Origin of the sequence: Robertmurraya sp. FSL R5-0851 (assembly GCF_038002965.1) — a bacterium.
Classification (GTDB): Bacteria; Bacillota; Bacilli; order Bacillales; family Cytobacillaceae; genus Robertmurraya_A; species Robertmurraya_A beringensis.
Genome location: NZ_JBBOOE010000001.1, coordinates 2872573 through 2887296, shown reverse-complemented (window position 1 = coordinate 2887296; position 14724 = coordinate 2872573). Strand labels below are relative to the sequence as shown.

At 36.5% G+C, this 14724-nt stretch carries 20 protein-coding genes; 12 read left to right on the top strand and 8 right to left on the bottom strand.

All coding sequences use genetic code 11. The features are described from left to right. Nucleotides 1-8 precede the first annotated feature (8 nt). On the bottom strand, nt 9-257 hold the full coding sequence (locus MKX65_RS14835) for a DNA alkylation repair protein (RefSeq protein ID WP_160549063.1): 249 nt from the start codon (nt 255-257) through the stop codon (nt 9-11). 98 nt (nt 258-355) lie between these two features. Between MKX65_RS14835 and MKX65_RS14830 the strand changes: the two genes are divergently transcribed. Then, nucleotides 356-625: a hypothetical protein gene (locus tag MKX65_RS14830; RefSeq protein ID WP_340904278.1), complete on the top strand. Its 270-nt coding sequence runs from the start codon at nt 356-358 to the stop codon at nt 623-625. Between the two features lie 9 nt (nt 626-634). Here MKX65_RS14830 and trhA read toward each other — a convergent pair whose 3' ends face one another. Then, nucleotides 635-1273, bottom strand: coding sequence for a PAQR family membrane homeostasis protein TrhA (gene trhA / locus MKX65_RS14825; protein ID WP_160549065.1), 639 nt, complete (start codon nt 1271-1273; stop codon nt 635-637). Between the two features lie 154 nt (nt 1274-1427). Between trhA and MKX65_RS14820 the strand changes: the two genes are divergently transcribed. Genes MKX65_RS14820 through MKX65_RS14805 form a run of 4 tightly spaced genes read left to right on the top strand, consistent with a single transcriptional unit; the run spans nt 1428 to nt 4958 of the window. Then, a complete protein-coding gene (locus MKX65_RS14820; RefSeq protein WP_340904275.1) occupies nt 1428-2399 on the top strand; it encodes a YncE family protein in 972 nt (323 codons plus the stop codon). Next, entirely contained in the window at nt 2399-3094 is a 696-nt protein-coding gene (locus tag MKX65_RS14815) for a response regulator transcription factor (protein ID WP_340904274.1), read from the top strand. The genes MKX65_RS14820 and MKX65_RS14815 overlap by 1 nt, the downstream gene beginning before the upstream one ends. Next, nucleotides 3078-4472 carry a sensor histidine kinase gene (locus tag MKX65_RS14810; protein WP_340904273.1) on the top strand — a complete coding sequence of 465 codons (1395 nt, stop codon included), beginning with the start codon at nt 3078-3080 and terminating at the stop codon, nt 4470-4472. The genes MKX65_RS14815 and MKX65_RS14810 overlap by 17 nt, the downstream gene beginning before the upstream one ends. 36 nt (nt 4473-4508) lie before the next feature. Next, nucleotides 4509-4958: a FixH family protein gene (locus tag MKX65_RS14805; RefSeq protein ID WP_340904271.1), complete on the top strand. Its 450-nt coding sequence runs from the start codon at nt 4509-4511 to the stop codon at nt 4956-4958. Here the strand turns inward: MKX65_RS14805 and MKX65_RS14800 are convergent. Together MKX65_RS14800 and MKX65_RS14795 are read right to left on the bottom strand one after the other, a co-directional pair. Further along, entirely contained in the window at nt 4955-5362 is a 408-nt protein-coding gene (locus MKX65_RS14800; protein WP_340904269.1) for an Hsp20/alpha crystallin family protein, read from the bottom strand. The genes MKX65_RS14805 and MKX65_RS14800 overlap by 4 nt on opposite strands. Nucleotides 5363-5376: 14 nt before the next feature. Beyond that, entirely contained in the window at nt 5377-5853 is a 477-nt protein-coding gene (locus MKX65_RS14795) for an Hsp20/alpha crystallin family protein (RefSeq protein WP_340904266.1), read from the bottom strand. A 158-nt stretch (nt 5854-6011) separates the two neighbouring features. Here MKX65_RS14795 and MKX65_RS14790 point away from each other — a divergent pair, with 158 nt between their 5' ends. After that, nucleotides 6012-6788, top strand: coding sequence for an SDR family oxidoreductase (locus tag MKX65_RS14790; RefSeq protein ID WP_340904263.1), 777 nt, complete (start codon nt 6012-6014; stop codon nt 6786-6788). 17 nt (nt 6789-6805) lie between these two features. Here MKX65_RS14790 and MKX65_RS14785 read toward each other — a convergent pair whose 3' ends face one another. Then, nucleotides 6806-8170 carry an MATE family efflux transporter gene (locus tag MKX65_RS14785; RefSeq protein WP_340904261.1) on the bottom strand — a complete coding sequence of 455 codons (1365 nt, stop codon included), beginning with the start codon at nt 8168-8170 and terminating at the stop codon, nt 6806-6808. Nucleotides 8171-8373: 203 nt separating this feature from the next. On the opposite strand from MKX65_RS14785, the gene MKX65_RS14780 reads away from it, so the two are divergent. Next, the gene (locus MKX65_RS14780; RefSeq protein ID WP_340904259.1) at nt 8374-8523 is read left to right on the top strand and encodes a hypothetical protein; all 150 of its coding nucleotides are present in this window, start codon (nt 8374-8376) and stop codon (nt 8521-8523) included. A 52-nt stretch (nt 8524-8575) separates the two neighbouring features. Here the strand turns inward: MKX65_RS14780 and MKX65_RS14775 are convergent, their stop codons facing one another. The 3 genes from MKX65_RS14775 to MKX65_RS14765 form a co-directional block, all read right to left on the bottom strand. Then, a complete protein-coding gene (locus tag MKX65_RS14775) occupies nt 8576-9154 on the bottom strand; it encodes a GNAT family N-acetyltransferase (protein ID WP_340904255.1) in 579 nt (192 codons plus the stop codon). A 300-nt stretch (nt 9155-9454) separates the two neighbouring features. Next, nucleotides 9455-10582: an amidohydrolase gene (locus MKX65_RS14770; RefSeq protein ID WP_340904253.1), complete on the bottom strand. Its 1128-nt coding sequence runs from the start codon at nt 10580-10582 to the stop codon at nt 9455-9457. 88 nt (nt 10583-10670) lie between these two features. Beyond that, nucleotides 10671-11450, bottom strand: a complete 780-nt coding sequence (locus MKX65_RS14765) for an undecaprenyl-diphosphate phosphatase (RefSeq protein ID WP_340906267.1) — start codon at nt 11448-11450, stop codon at nt 10671-10673. 158 nt (nt 11451-11608) lie between these two features. On the opposite strand from MKX65_RS14765, the gene MKX65_RS14760 reads away from it, so the two are divergent. The 5 genes from MKX65_RS14760 (at nt 11609) to MKX65_RS14740 (ending at nt 14674) form a co-directional block, all read left to right on the top strand. Continuing rightward, nucleotides 11609-11932 carry a DUF4870 domain-containing protein gene (locus tag MKX65_RS14760; protein ID WP_160549076.1) on the top strand — a complete coding sequence of 108 codons (324 nt, stop codon included), beginning with the start codon at nt 11609-11611 and terminating at the stop codon, nt 11930-11932. A gap of 82 nt (nt 11933-12014) precedes the next feature. Continuing rightward, complete coding sequence (locus tag MKX65_RS14755; protein WP_340904250.1) at nt 12015-12884, top strand: patatin-like phospholipase family protein; 870 nt, start codon at nt 12015-12017, stop codon at nt 12882-12884. An 82-nt stretch (nt 12885-12966) separates the two neighbouring features. Beyond that, nucleotides 12967-13161: a hypothetical protein gene (locus MKX65_RS14750; protein ID WP_160549078.1), complete on the top strand. Its 195-nt coding sequence runs from the start codon at nt 12967-12969 to the stop codon at nt 13159-13161. Between the two features lie 72 nt (nt 13162-13233). After that, the gene (locus MKX65_RS14745) at nt 13234-14016 is read left to right on the top strand and encodes a hypothetical protein (protein WP_340904244.1); all 783 of its coding nucleotides are present in this window, start codon (nt 13234-13236) and stop codon (nt 14014-14016) included. An 85-nt stretch (nt 14017-14101) separates the two neighbouring features. Next, nucleotides 14102-14674 carry a TlpA disulfide reductase family protein gene (locus MKX65_RS14740; protein WP_340904243.1) on the top strand — a complete coding sequence of 191 codons (573 nt, stop codon included), beginning with the start codon at nt 14102-14104 and terminating at the stop codon, nt 14672-14674. The last annotated feature ends 50 nt before the right edge of the window (nt 14675-14724 follow it).

Genomic DNA, 14724 nt, shown 5'->3' with positions numbered 1-14724 from the left:
CCCAAGCTTTAATTGTTTTGGTTTTCGCCAAATTTAACAAAAGTTCTTTCGTCTTCAATGAGTCCACAAGCTGCACATTGAACTTTATAAGAAGGACCTTTGTAAGCCATATGAAATGGAGAAAGCTGCTCTTGTGAGTACTCCTCCATCACGTCACCGGTTTGAGGATCTAACTTTACTGATTGTGGTTGTTGCTTAATAAGATTAAAACGACTTCGATTCGTTTTGCAATTTGGACAACGATAAGGCTCAGCCATTTGTGATTCTCCTTCCGCTTCTTTTATGATGTATATTCTTTCCTTTTTTTTATGGAATATGTATTTGAATACTAACAAATAGAAGGGTTGTAATTTAAATGAAGAAAGTGATAGAAGCATATCGATCTCTATGGAATAATCGTCTACTTAATGAGGGAGATGATGAGGACGTTCTTAGAGAGGCGATATCACGCGAACTTAAGGATGAGTTTTCCCATCCTCGCGTTCGAAAACAGCCCCATGAAAAATATTATTTAGCAACAAAAAGGGTGATTGAATCTGACATCGAATCTGACATGAAACTTTCACTTCTTGTCATCCATTTGGAAGAAATGGAGAAGATATTGTCCGTAACAAGGAAGCTGTAGCTTCTTTTGTTACGGAAGTAAGGTAAGGACTGAAAAGAAATGAAGAATGGTCCCAGCAATAACAAACAGATGCCAAATGGCGTGGTGGAATTTAAATCCTCTCCATACATAAAAAATGGAACCAAAGGTATATAACAATCCACCGATAACGAGTAAATACCACCCAGTTGGCTCCAAGCCTGAAGAGATCGGCTTATAGGCAAAAACGATTAACCAACCCATCACTACATATAAAGCAGTGGAGATGAATAGAAATTTCTTCACATAAAAGGTTTTAAATACAGTTCCTCCAATCGCTAATCCCCAAACAATTCCAAACAAAGTCCAGCCTAGTGCACCTTTGACTAGTAAAAATAAAAATGGAGTATAGGTCCCAGCGATAAAAAAATAGATGGATGAGTGGTCGAAGATTTCAAATAAATCCTTTACCCTTCCTTGTGGAAAACTATGAACCAATGTTGAAGAAATATATAAAAGGACCATTGTTGAGCCATATAATGTAAAGCTAACAATATGCCATACGTTTCCGTAAAGAGATGAAAAGACAATAAGAAGAACGAGAGCAGTGATGCTAAGTAGGGCTCCAATTCCATGAGTAATTGAATTTGCGATTTCTTCTCCTTTTGTAAAAACATGAGTTTCAGCCAAGATCATCACTCCATTGCGTTTATAATCATGTTCTTACTTTACTAAAGATTGACCAACAAATAAAACATTTTAATATATTTTTGTATTTCACACTTATTTCACACGCAAGTCGTATAATATGCGGTATTCGAACTGTATGAGGAGTATTATGAAAATGAAGGTAAAACATGTATGGCTAACTACTATTTGGGCACTTCTCTGGATCGTTTCGGGGTGTTCGAACGATCAACCAATCATTCCAGACAATAAATCGCTAGCAATTACAGTCAACATAAAAGATATGTCGCTTTCTTTTGTTGATCTTGAAGAAGCAAAAGTAATCGAAACATGGACAATGAATAAGCCCTATACCGGGGGTGTTTTATTACCAGATAATGATTCACTTCTTTTGTACGGAAAGCAGGTCGAAACAGTTGATATTTACTCTTTACGAACAGGAAAACGTGTTACAAGCTGGGAAACAGGTAAAGGAATCGTCGAAGGGGTTTTGCTGCCCGGAAGTGAGGAAATTGCCTTCTCTGATCAAGAAAGGCAGTCAGTAAGATTCTTTCTTTTCGATGGGAAGGAAATCAAAGAAGTGGTAAAGACCGGAAATCCACTAGCGTTAATACCTAATCACTCTCAATTATTTGTAGTAAGCTATAATTCAAAAAAACTAACCAAAGTTGATCTCGAAAGCAAAGAAATAACGAGTCAATTTTCGATTCATTCAGCGGCAACTGGAGCGATTATTCAGGAAGATAAGAATGAAATATGGATTGGTGGCCATGGACTAGGCTCTGAGATCGAAAGTTATATCCATGTTTATGATAGTGAGTCAGGTGAGTTAAAACGGAAAATTTCAGCTCCTATTATGCCCATTAACTTATTACATAATAATGACGGCACATTTGCTTTAAGCCATGGTTCAAATAGTCTTTATAAAATATCAGATGAAGGAGTAATTCAAGAGAAGATTACTGTGGGAGCGAATCCTTTTGAAATGACAGATTATAAAGATCAGCTAATTGTTGCGGGCTACGATAGTAATGATATTCATTTCGTTACGAAAAAAGATTTAAGCATAGGAAAGACAGTCAAGGTCGGCAAAGGACCCTTTCAAATAATCATTAGGGAGATTGACTAATGGAAAAGCAAATTCAAGTACTCATCGTGGATGATGAGGAGGATATGAGACAGTTACTGAAGATGTATCTTGAGAATGAAGGTATGATTTGTTCACTTGCAGCAAATGGTGAGGAGACGTATAAATACGTTTCTACGAATCGTTTTGACATTATTTTACTGGACATTATGATGCCAGGGGATGATGGGTTTGTTGTTTGTGAAAACCTTCGCCTTGTATCAAACACGCCTATTATTTTCCTATCGGCAAAAGGAGAAGAATGGGATAAAGTGAAGGGACTCAAAACTGGGGCAGACGATTATATTGTGAAACCGTTTAGTCCTGGAGAACTTGTTGCTAGAATTCAAGCGGTCCTTAGAAGAAGTCATACATTTAAAAATGATAATGAAATGGTTAAGGCAGGTATTATTTTTATTGATAAGAATGCTCGAAAGGTAATGATCCAACATAAACATATTGTTCTGACATTAAAGGAATATGAAGTACTACTTTTCTTTATCGAGCACCAAGGTCAAGCACTGAGTAGAGAACAACTTCTTGAACATGTTTGGGGCTTAGGTTATAACGGAAGTCTTCGTACGGTTGATACACATATAAAAACTTTACGTATGAAGCTTGGAAAGGCTGATTATATAGAAACGGTCTGGGGAATTGGTTATAAGTTTGAGGTGCCTGCTAATGGAATTTCTTCCTAATACCCTTTCAAAGAAACTTTGGGTGTTTGTTACAACAACGATTATAATAACCATTGGTTTTTCGTTTTTATTATCCCATTATTTCTATGAAAAAATATACGTTGAAAATGTAAGAAGAGGGTTATTGGAAGAAGGAACAAAGCTCTCTACTGAATACGAAGGTGGACCTTTATCGAGTGAATTAATTGAAAAAGTAGAGTGGTACAATACAAAGAACGAATCAGAGGTTTTTATAGTTAGTAACCCAAGAGAGTTAAGCGCTTGCTTACCTTTTGAAATCGATTATGATTCAATTATTGGTCCGGAAGAAAGAGATCAGTTACTTAATGGTCAATCAGTCGAAAAAATGGGATATGAAGAACGTTTTGATCGAGACGTGATGGCTGTAATTGTCCCTTTAATTGATTCGAATCGACTTGAGGGGATCATTTATTTATATGTACCTTTAGCAAAAATCTCAGAGCTTACAAACGATTTTTCATTAATTGGTCTGGTGGTCGGGGTACTTTTTGTCATTCTGGCTGTTTACGTAGGGACCATTTTTGTAAAGAAAATGACTAAACCCTTGGAAATAATGAAACAGGCTGCTGAAAAAGTAACAGCTGGGGATTATTCGGCAAGAGTACCCGTCTTTTCTAAAGATGAAATCGGTCAATTAGGAACCGCTTTTAACCTCATGTCGGTATCTATACAAAAAGAAGATGAAAGAAAAAAAGAATTTTTAGAAGATGTATCTCATGAGTTACGTACCCCAATTAGTTATGTGAAGGGGTACAGTGAGGCATTAAAAGCTGGTCTAGCTAAGACGTCCCAAGATCAAGAGCGTTATTTAGCATTAATACATAGAGAAGCAAAACGAATGGAAAGACTTGTTGGAGATTTACTAGATTTATCGAGATTGGACGCAGAAGATTTTCGTTTAGAAATGTGTCCGCTACCATTAGCACAGCTTGTTGAGGATTGTTTGGAAAAATACCGTCCGTCTTTGCAACAGAAGGGATTGCTTCTAAACACAGAATTAGATCCTGATATTATCGTAAATGCTGATGAGGGGAGAATTGAGCAGGTAATTCAGAATATAGTAGATAATGCAATTAATTATACGGAGCGAGGTCGTATCACCGTTCTGTTATCAAAACATGAAAAAGGTTGTATACTCTCCATAAAGGATACGGGTATTGGTATTCCTAGGGAAGATATTCAAAGAGTCACTCAGAGATTTTTCCGTGTGAACAAAGCCCGAACTAGAAGTGATGGTGGCACGGGCCTTGGGTTGGCTATATCTAACAAATTAATTAAACTACATGGAGGCGAGCTTGAAATCAAGAGTAACCTTGGAAAAGGAACGTGTATCTCCATCATACTTCCCGTGATATAAAAAATGAGTTGAAAAATCTGAAAGGAGTAATAGAAAATGAAAAAAGGATTAATTTTTTTTATGTTCACATTGTTAATTTTGAGCCTAACGGCTTGTGTTCAAGAAGAGGATGAGATTCCTCAGTTTTTAGATGTACAGTTGACGATTACTCCTGAACATGCCGAAAAAGGACAGAAGGTATTATTTGAAGCAAAAGTAACCTACGGTGAAGAAGAGGTTACAGATGCGGATGAAGTTGCCTTTGAAATATGGCGTGCAAATGACGAAAATCATGAAAAAGTTGAAGTACAGCATAATGCTAACGGAGTATACTCCCTAGAAAGAACGTTTGATACGGATGGAACGTATTATGTATACGCCCATGTTACGGCAAGAAGCATGCACAATATGCCTAAAAAAGAGTTCGTTGTGGGTACAGCCAGTGAAAAAGAAGAGGATTCATCTTCCTCAATGATGGATGAAGAAGAGGACCATAGTGGTCATTAATCCTCTCTTTGAATAAATAAGACGACCTCTTCGTTTTCTACTGGTAGTTTAATGGTTAATATCCCATCTGTAAGAGAATAACGTATTCCTTCTTTGTTTATATGAGAAGGAAGCGTTATTTTTTTTTCAAATCTAAGATGTGGTCTTTCTTTCAAGTGGTACCGCATGCCATCTTTCATCGTTCGACATGTACCGGTTAGTATGCAAACATCTTTCTCTAATCTAACATGTATATCACTTATTTTTATGCCAGGTATTTCTGCTTCTAGAATAAAGCCCTCATCAACTTCATATAAATCACAGCGAGGAAAGTTTTTTTGCTGGAGCTCCATCGTCCACTTCATTGTGGACTCCACTTCTTTTCTCCAGGAAGATTCTAGGTTACAGTTATCATTAAAAAACATCACATGGTCACCCTTTAAAAAATTTCTTTCACATCAATTTCTGAGTACTGAAAATCTGTGCTTTTTGGAATTTTCACTTCAAGAACGTCATCTTTGTAAGTTGCTACTCCCCCTTTTTTCTTGACTGTTGCTGGTAAGGTGTAAACTTGTTTTTCCGATTCATTTGGAAAATTTTCAATGATAAGCTGGTTTGAAGTATGACAGACTTTAATATTCCTAAGACAGTCTTCATTCTTAATGGGAATCATAGCAAAAACGAAGTCATGTGTTTCAAAGATATGAGCAGAATATGTGTCCTTTTTTAAAGAGGTCGGATTCTGGTTGCTGTGTGAAGTTGTAGCAAAATCAGGTGAAAATCCGGCTCCATTCATTCCTTGGCTAAACACTTTGCTCATGGTCTCCTGAACGTATTTCTCGATATCCTGAGGTTTCATTCCTTGAAAACTACCCTTCATATCTTTTCCGAAAGGGAACATATTCCATGGAAACATTTGTACCACCCCTAATTTAAAAAATCTCCACTACATCTTATGCAGTAACTTAGGTATGGTTAAATTCGATTCAGACACTTTATATTTGCATTCAAGCGAACTTCTTTTTAGTATATTTATTAGAGAATACAAAATTTATTTATTGTGAGGTTATTGATTTGAATTTAAAAACAGCTTTGATTACAGGGGGAGCGACGGGTATTGGGAAGAAAATCGCGGAGGAGCTTGCTCAAAGTGGAATAAATCTCGTTGTTAACTATCGAAGCAGTGAAAATGAAGCGATAACCCTTGCAGAAGGATTAATCGCCAAATATGGAATCAGAATGGAACTTATTCAGGGTGATGTTTCGAGTCAAGAGGATTGTATAAAAATTTGTGAACAAATCAAACAAAAAAATATTACGATAGACATACTCATACATAACGCAGGGCCTTATATTCATGAAAGGAAAAGACTAACGGATTACTCGTTTGATGAATGGAATTATTTAATTAATGGTAACTTGAACGCGGTATTTTATTTAACGAAAGAATTAATTCCTAAGATGAGAGAGAAGAAGTGGGGAAGAGTCATAACCATTGGATTTGATCGGGTTGAAACAGCGCCAGGCTGGGTTTATCGTTCAGCTTTCGCTGCTGCAAAAACGGGTCTAGCGAGCTTAACAAGAACCCTTTCTCTTGAGGAGGCTGAAAACGGTATTACAGCAAATATGGTGTGTCCGGGGGACATTACAGGCCTTTGGAAAGAGATGAATATATTAGAGGCTACACCGCAAGTTTTAACAAGTACACCAGTTGGTAGACCAGGGACGGGAGAAGATATCTCAAGGGTTGTTGCATTTCTAATTGATAACCAGTCGAGCTTTATAACTGGTAGTATTATCCCTGTAACAGGAGGGGTGGATGTTCTCGGGAAAGTTCATAATAAATCATAAGAAAAGAGGCAAGCACGTTAGTTAGAGCTTGCCTCCTTTTTATATATTTTTCTTTGTAGATAAATCAGACGACTTGATAAACATATGGCGCCAACGGCTAATCCTGAAATGAGTCCAATCCAGTAGCCAAAAGCTCCCCAATTGGTGTAATTAGCCAAGTAGTAACCAAATGGAAGGCCAACTACCCAATAAGATACAAGGGACATAATAAATGTGATGTTTACATCCTTGTAGCCACGTAAGGCACCTTGAACAGGAGCTTGGATGGCATCTGAAAGCTGAAAAAATAATGCATACAATAAGAAATGTGCCGTTAATTGTAAAACTTCATAATCACTTGTATAAATAGATGCTATTTCTGTTCGCAGTAAAGCTAAAATGATCCCGCATACAAGAGCCAGACTAACAGCCATCGTTAATCCAATCCAGCTATAGACTTGTGCATCACGGTACCTTTTTGCCCCCACTTCAAACCCAACAACTATTGTCAGCGCCATTGAAATACTGAGAGGAATCATGTACAAAAAAGATGCAAAGTTGAGAGCCGCTTGATGAGAAGCAATTGTAACGGTATTAAAGGTACTCATCAAAAGGGTAACTGCAGCAAAAATACTCGTTTCAAAAAATATTGCTAAGCCAATCGGAATTCCAATTATAAGGATTTCCTTCCAAGCTTTTAGTGCTAATGGATACACCTTACTGAATACATGGAAGGTTGAGAAAGACTCTTTAGAATGTATAATCCAAACCGCAATCCCAGTAACAATCCAATATGTTATAGCTGTGGCATACCCTGCACCTACTCCTCCGAGCTCTGGAAACCCATATTTCCCATATATAAGTAGATAGTTAAAGGTAATGTTAATTGGAAGGGAGGAAAGTGAAATAAGCATGGTGACTCTAGTTTTTCCAAGTGCATCAATAAAGGAGCGCAATACTTGATAGACAAAGAGGGGGATAATCCCGAAACTAAGTGCTACTAAGTAATCATGCGCAATTTGTTCAACAGCTGGTTCAAGACTCATAGACTGAAGAATATAGTTTAAAGTAAATGCACCTATGATAAGAACAACGATTGCTAGAGTAATGGATAGATAAACTCCTTGAATGACCTGATAGGGTATGTCCTTACGTTTCTTTGCTCCAATTAATTGTGATACAACTGGGGTGATTGCAAGTAATATTCCACTTAAGCCTGTAAACACAGGTGTCCAAATACTCGAACCAATGGCGACACCAGCTAAATCAATCGGACTGTAGTGACCTGACATGGTGGTATCAAAAAAATTCATTGAAAATAAAGCGAGTTGGGTAACAAGAATGGGTAAAAGAATGTATAAAAGCTGTTTGATTTTCTCTTTCTTTGTGTGTGTTTGATTCATTATGTTTTTTCCTCAGTTTCTATTCAGTTAATGTTTGAAATTATAACACAATTACTTCTGTTACCGAACAAATTTTTGACATATACCTGTCACGAACATGTCATAATATTTTTTAAATTTTATGAACAGTTTGATAGGGATGAATGAAATATAATTCTTTTGTAAAAAATGAAGACAATATCTTTTGAAAGGAAGCGATCTGCATGAATTTCAATTTAAATCGTATTAATCCCAATCAAACTCAGGTAATATACATGGATGGACGTTTTGAAACACTTACGAATGAAGAGCTAAGTGAGCTAATCGGTACGGATGAATTGTATCAGGAGGAAGTTCCTCAGCAACCACAATAAAAGAAACGCTCCTTTAAGAAAGAGCGTTTCTTCTTATTATATGAAATTTCGTTTATGCTTCTAATAAATGTGTTGATTCTTGATGTAATGGTTGTAGTGATTGATGCTGACTTTCACGCTTAACATGCAATGTGTATAAATCTTTTGGTATTTCATATAAGTTATAAAGATCTTCATCTTTATTTAATTGGTCAAGCAAAGCTTTTCTCGTTTCATTAGCATAAACAACATAAGGTAATTTCTCTGCTGCTTTTTGCGAGCGGACGTTAACCTTTCTTATACGCATATAGATGGTCTCTATGCCTAACTCATAAAATAGCTCTTCAAAAAAAGCTTCTTTGGCAATCTTATTGTATCCTTTTCCATGATATGGTTTTCCTAGCCAAGTGCCAAGAAAGCCTGCATTGTCCTCAATATCAAACAAATTAATTGTTCCTATTGGAGAACCCCATTCATCAAGGATCGTACGAGAGATCATTTCTCCACGTTCTTCTGCTTCTATTGTTTGTTTTGTAATAAATAGGTATTCGTCATAACAACGTGTCTTTTGACGTACAAAAGGAAAGACTTCTGGATGCGTCATTAAATCGTAAAGTGCATGGCAGTCGTGAAGCTCGCGCTTCTTGATCATGTGTATCCCTCCAATATGAGGACAGTCCGACTCCATGACAAATAGAGTCTCCGATCCTACCCTCGAAATTTTTTGTAGTGCTAAAAAATTTCGGGGTGGGAATCGAACCCACTAGAACCAGATACCTGGTGGCGCACCATTTGCCTTCCCTAGTCTTGCCTATATTTTATTCTAATAAAATAAATTACTATTTACTCACTAAAGTATCATACTAAAATTTATTACGGAATGGAATAGGAAAATGCATAGAAATTGATCTATTTTTATCGTCAATTTTTGACAGACAAAATCCTACAAAAATCACGCTTGACTATATACAATAGTGCCTTTTATCATTGTCCATTTCGGTTTTGATAAAAAATGGAATGGGTGATGACTCCAAAGAACAAGGTCGGCCTCTTTACCAATTTCAATGCTTCCGATTTTATTATCGATGCGTAAATTTCGCGCTGGTAATATAGTAATTCCTTCTAATGCCTTTTGCTCTGATAATCCTTCTCGAGTAGCAATCGCTGCACATACATTTAAGTATTGAATAGGGGTATATGGATGATCCGTTGTAATGGAGACTTCTACTCCATGGTCAGTTAATTCCTGATACGTTTTCCAACTTTTGTTCTTTAGTTCGACTTTTGAACGCCTCGTTAAGGTTGGACCGACGCTTACCTTAAGACCCATCCCTTGCAATTCATCTGCAACAAGATGACCTTCTGTACAATGCTCTATTCGTAAGTCAAGGTTAAATTCCTCTGCAAATCGAACCGCCGAAATGATATCGTCTGCCCGATGAGCATGTATACGAACAGGTATTTCCCGTTTTAATGCCATAACAATCGGAGCAATTCGTAATAAATCTGGATTGTCACAATACTGAGCTTCTCTAAACTTTTCACGAAGCATTCCCATGATTCCCATTCTAGTGATCGAATCGTTATTTCCTTGACTATGAATTCTTTTAGGATTTTCCCCTAATGCAATTTTTAGACCGGCTGTTTCTTGCGCAATCATCTTTTCAATGTTTTTTCCAAATGTCTTAATCACAGAGGTCGTCCCGCCAATTACGTTTGCGCTTCCTGGCATAACATGAGCAGTGGTGATTCCATGCTTGATAGCATCTGAAAAGGCTGGGTCAAGTGGATATACACCATCTATGGCACGAACATGAGGACTCATTGGATCGATGGTTTCGTTCGCATCATTACCCGCCCATCCTGTCCCTTCATCGTAAAGACCTAAATGAGTATGTGTATCAATAAAACCAGGTAGTAAAAAATAACCGTTGCAATCAATGATTTTTGTTGTACTGTCTGAAGCAATTTTAGAATGTATTTTATTTATTTTTCCATCTAGGATTAGAATATCGCCACAATGAATGGGTTTTGAGGTAATGGGATAAATATGAGCATTCTTTAAGAGTATTTTGTTCATCTTTTCAACCTAACTTTCATTCATAATCTTTTATTCTTCAATCTCCCATACTAAAAGAATGGAAAAAACCCACCAAAGGGTGAGTGTATTAAAAAATTCCCGTCAACTGTAGTATGATGATTAATAGTCCTAATATCCAAACATACACAGCAAAAAATCGTAATGAGTGCTTCTTTAAAAAATTTACCATCCAAACAATGGCAAAATATCCAAATAAAGCTGAAGCAATGGTTGCAACAAGAAGACTGCTAAAGCTGATATTCTCAACCTGTCCAGATGCTAATTCTCCAAATTGTAAAACCACTCCACCAGCAATCGCGGGAATAGAAAGTAGAAATGAGAAGTAGGCAGCAGTTTCTCGATCAAGCTTTCGGAACAGTCCTGCTGCAATAGTTAACCCTGAACGTGAAACAGCAGGGAAGATAGCTGCAGCTTGGAAAGTTCCGATGAATAAAGCGTCTCCGTATGTGATAGAATGTAGCGTTTTGTCACCGCGACGTACACCTTCTGCGATCCATAAAATCATTCCTGTAAAAATAAATTCCCAGCCAATTGTTATACCTGTCTTTGAAATGGAATCAAATAAATCACTTAATAAGAGCCCAACTACAACTGCTGGGATCGTACCAATGATAACAAGTTTCGAAAGTTTTCCAAATGGGTTCTTTATTATTGTTATGATTTCATTTTTATAAATGACTAAAACGGCTAATAGCGTACCGATATGTAGCATCGTATCTAAGAAAATACCTGCTTCATCAAGTCCAAATAAATGCCTTCCTAAATACAAGTGACCCGTACTAGAGATGGGAATGAATTCAGTTAAACCCTGAATAATCCCAAGTACAAATGCTTCTAATTTTGACATCATCAGCTGCTTCACCTCTCTATAAGTTGACTACTATAAATGTATGGCAGCATGTCCAGAACAAGAACTCTCTTAGCCGGAATTATTTGTATAATCATTTGAAACCTTTCATAATTTCAACCGTAAATAATACTATAGGATAAAAAGGAGTGAATAAAATGCCAACAAATGAGGAAAGAACCTTGGCTGCTGCCATTTATGTAATTAGTTTTTTTACCGTATTTATCGGTCCCTTGCTAATTTGGCTTATTAAAAAAGATTCGTCATCATACATTGATTACCATGGAAAAGAGTACATGAACTTTTTTATCTCTTACTCCATCTACACGTTTGTTAGCCTTATTTTAATGATTGTCTTAATTGGTTTTCTAACCATTTGGGTAGTTGGATTGGCTGGATTTATCTTTACAATTATTGGGGCAATTAAAGCGTACGAGGGTACTTCGTATCGAATTCCGTTTATTTTCCGTCTCATCCGATAATATTTCTCATAAAGCCTGGAAGACTCTGGGCTTTTTTGTATGTAAGAAAATAAAAATTTGTTATAATATGTAAATGAAGGATGTGCAGAAAGGAAGTAATGATGTGTTTTTAGATGGAATCGGTCTTGTACTAGAGGGCGGCGGAATGCGCGGAGTTTATACGGCAGGTGTGTTAGAGAGCTTCTTAGAGAACGGATTATCTTTTCCTTATGTTATTGGAGTATCTGCTGGTGCGTGTAATGCTGCCTCTTATATATCACAGCAGAAAGGGAGAAATAAAAGGGTGAATCTAGAATATATATCGGATTCACGTTATCTCTCTTTGAAAAATTATATAAAAAACCGGGAGTTATTTGGAATGGATTTTATCTTCAATGAAATTCCATCAAGACTAATACCTTTTGACTTTGAATCCTTTTATCAAAATCAAACAGAATTTGTCATTGGAACAACTGACTGTAAAACGGGTGACCCTTTGTATTTTAAAAAAAGTGATTATGGTCAAGAGATGTTGACCGTATTGAAAGCGTCGAGCTCTCTTCCGTTTGTTTCACAAGAAATCTTTTTTAAAAGTAGATACTTACTAGATGGGGGAATTAGTGATTCGATTCCTTTAAAAAAGGCGAAGAGTGATGGTTATAAAAAGAATGTAGTAGTATTAACTAGAAACGAAGGGTACACAAAAAAACCTTCCCGATTTAGTTTTCTTGTAAAAAAGAGGTATCCTCAGTATCCTGGTCTACAACGAGCGTTAACGCGTCGGTATCAAATGTATAATGACACAATAAATGAGATTATTCAGGAAGAAAAGAAGGGGAATATAATCGTTATTCGACCAACAAAGCCAATTAAGGTTGGCCGATTGGAGAGAAATACGACGAGACTAGAAGACTTATATCAACAAGGTTATGAGGATGGGCTTGCAAGTATTGAGGCTATTATGCACTTTTAAAATTGAATACCTAAAATAGGAGTTTCATAGATTGGTTTTGTTTTGAATACACTGTAACACATTTAGCAGGGAGGAGATTTAAATGACGGTATGGGTCTTACTTGCGCTTGCACCTTTTATTACTCTCTTGTTTCTTGAAGAGGTTATTCAATTCTTTTATCAGCGTTACGTGTATGGAGCTGGAAAGGTCGAAAAAAAACTATTCTTTTTAATTGGAACTTGTTTGAAAAAAGTAAAGAATGTTGTTCAACGAACAAAAGTAAGGGTGCAAGGATAAGAAGAAGTATCATGAATAGAGAAACAGTTTCATAGAATGTATTAGGGAAATTTTTTCTAAGGAGACTGTTTTATGAAAATCCATAACTATTATCACTACGCAGCCATGACGAGTTTACATGCTAGTATTGTTGCACTTATCCCACCATTTTTCTTATTATGTATCGGAGTTACTCTGAAACAACATCATAGTGTTCTCCTATTAACTTTGCCTTTTATGGTGTACAGTTTCATAGCTTATCAAATTTATCTAGTTAATAAACATAGAATGGAAGTTTTGGATGAGACAGTTGATGAGACGATAGAGGAGTCTGTTGTTGGATCTTCAATGGCAGTTCAGTTTCTTCCTGCTCCATCTTTAAGGATGCTTCTATTTAACAAAAACGGTCAACTTAGTGTGGAAATAAAGGATGTTTATCAATACAAATTTAGATGGTTTATTCCTTATTTTATAGATCAATTCTTCCCGAAAACGTATACCTTTTCAAAATCTGATGGAGGAGAGTTATTCACATTTATTCTCAAAGGAAAGAACATTTTAATCATGAATCATGTGGATGGTCAATGTGTCGGGAGGGTTCAAAGGAAGCCTTTTAAAAGGTATGTGGTAGAAACAGATCATTCAACAAAAGAAGTATTCCTGCAATCCTCTTCCCTTTTTACGGACATCAAACTATGCAACTCTCAAGGAGAAATATTGGCTAGACTGAGACGAGGTTTTCTGCCGCGTATTTGGGACAGGCATATTAAAGATGAGAATACACCCATACTTACATTTAGTGATGAGGTAACCGATCTCGATAAGGTCATGCTCCTTTCTATTCTGACCAAGATCTATCGCTATAGAAATCATTGAGCAGTGAGATAGAATAATTGAAATAGTTATAGTATGATGAAACCAACTTCAACTTAGGGTTGGTTTTTATTGTGGAGGATTTACCATGAGAAAATTTATGATCATCATTACGTTGATTGTCTTATTACTGTTTGTCGTTGACAAGTTTTTATTAAAAGAAAAGGGGTTAATTAGCAAAGTAGACGGAAATAAATTCGAACTCATTCAAGATGCTGATAGTCTTCCGGTAGGAATAAAAATGGAGAATCAGGCACCAAACATTCAAGTAATGGATTTAAACGGGAACCAAGTAAGTCTAGCTGATTATCGTGGAAAAAAGGTTCTATTAAACTTTTGGGCAAGTTGGTGTCCACCTTGTAAGGCTGAAATGCCACATATGGAGGAGTTGTATAAAGAACACAAGGATGATGGATTTGTTGTTCTTGCGTTGAACATGACAAACACGGAAGATAGCCTTGAGGACGTAACAGCCTTCGTCGAGGACCAAAAGCTGACATTTCCTATTTTATTAGACGAAAAGGGAGAAGTCTCTGCTAAATATGAAATTTTAGCATATCCAACAAGTTATTTTATTGATTCAACTGGAGTTATAAGAAATAAAGTGACAGGTGCTCTTGATAAAGAAAATATGTATCAAGAATTGATGCGGCTACCTTAACAAGGAATTGGCAGTAAGTGCAAAATGTGATAAAATGTATGTTTGTGGCT

Excerpts from the sequence above, each read along its gene's own strand:
- MKX65_RS14835 (WP_160549063.1), bottom strand. The coding sequence starts at position 257 with ATGGCTGAGCCTTATCGTTGTCCAAATTGCAAAACGAATCGAAGTCGT.
- MKX65_RS14830 (WP_340904278.1), top strand. The coding sequence starts at position 356 with ATGAAGAAAGTGATAGAAGCATATCGATCTCTATGGAATAATCGTCTA.
- MKX65_RS14820 (WP_340904275.1), top strand. The coding sequence starts at position 1,428 with ATGAAGGTAAAACATGTATGGCTAACTACTATTTGGGCACTTCTCTGG.
- MKX65_RS14815 (WP_340904274.1), top strand. The coding sequence starts at position 2,399 with ATGGAAAAGCAAATTCAAGTACTCATCGTGGATGATGAGGAGGATATG.
- MKX65_RS14810 (WP_340904273.1), top strand. The coding sequence starts at position 3,078 with ATGGAATTTCTTCCTAATACCCTTTCAAAGAAACTTTGGGTGTTTGTT.
- MKX65_RS14805 (WP_340904271.1), top strand. The coding sequence starts at position 4,509 with ATGAAAAAAGGATTAATTTTTTTTATGTTCACATTGTTAATTTTGAGC.
- MKX65_RS14800 (WP_340904269.1), bottom strand. The coding sequence starts at position 5,362 with ATGTTTTTTAATGATAACTGTAACCTAGAATCTTCCTGGAGAAAAGAA.
- MKX65_RS14795 (WP_340904266.1), bottom strand. The coding sequence starts at position 5,853 with ATGTTTCCATGGAATATGTTCCCTTTCGGAAAAGATATGAAGGGTAGT.
- MKX65_RS14785 (WP_340904261.1), bottom strand. The coding sequence starts at position 8,170 with ATGAATCAAACACACACAAAGAAAGAGAAAATCAAACAGCTTTTATAC.
- MKX65_RS14780 (WP_340904259.1), top strand. The coding sequence starts at position 8,374 with ATGAATTTCAATTTAAATCGTATTAATCCCAATCAAACTCAGGTAATA.
- MKX65_RS14775 (WP_340904255.1), bottom strand. The coding sequence starts at position 9,154 with ATGATCAAGAAGCGCGAGCTTCACGACTGCCATGCACTTTACGATTTA.
- MKX65_RS14770 (WP_340904253.1), bottom strand. The coding sequence starts at position 10,582 with ATGAACAAAATACTCTTAAAGAATGCTCATATTTATCCCATTACCTCA.
- MKX65_RS14765 (WP_340906267.1), bottom strand. The coding sequence starts at position 11,450 with ATGTCAAAATTAGAAGCATTTGTACTTGGGATTATTCAGGGTTTAACT.
- MKX65_RS14760 (WP_160549076.1), top strand. The coding sequence starts at position 11,609 with ATGCCAACAAATGAGGAAAGAACCTTGGCTGCTGCCATTTATGTAATT.
- MKX65_RS14750 (WP_160549078.1), top strand. The coding sequence starts at position 12,967 with ATGACGGTATGGGTCTTACTTGCGCTTGCACCTTTTATTACTCTCTTG.
- MKX65_RS14745 (WP_340904244.1), top strand. The coding sequence starts at position 13,234 with ATGAAAATCCATAACTATTATCACTACGCAGCCATGACGAGTTTACAT.
- MKX65_RS14740 (WP_340904243.1), top strand. The coding sequence starts at position 14,102 with ATGAGAAAATTTATGATCATCATTACGTTGATTGTCTTATTACTGTTT.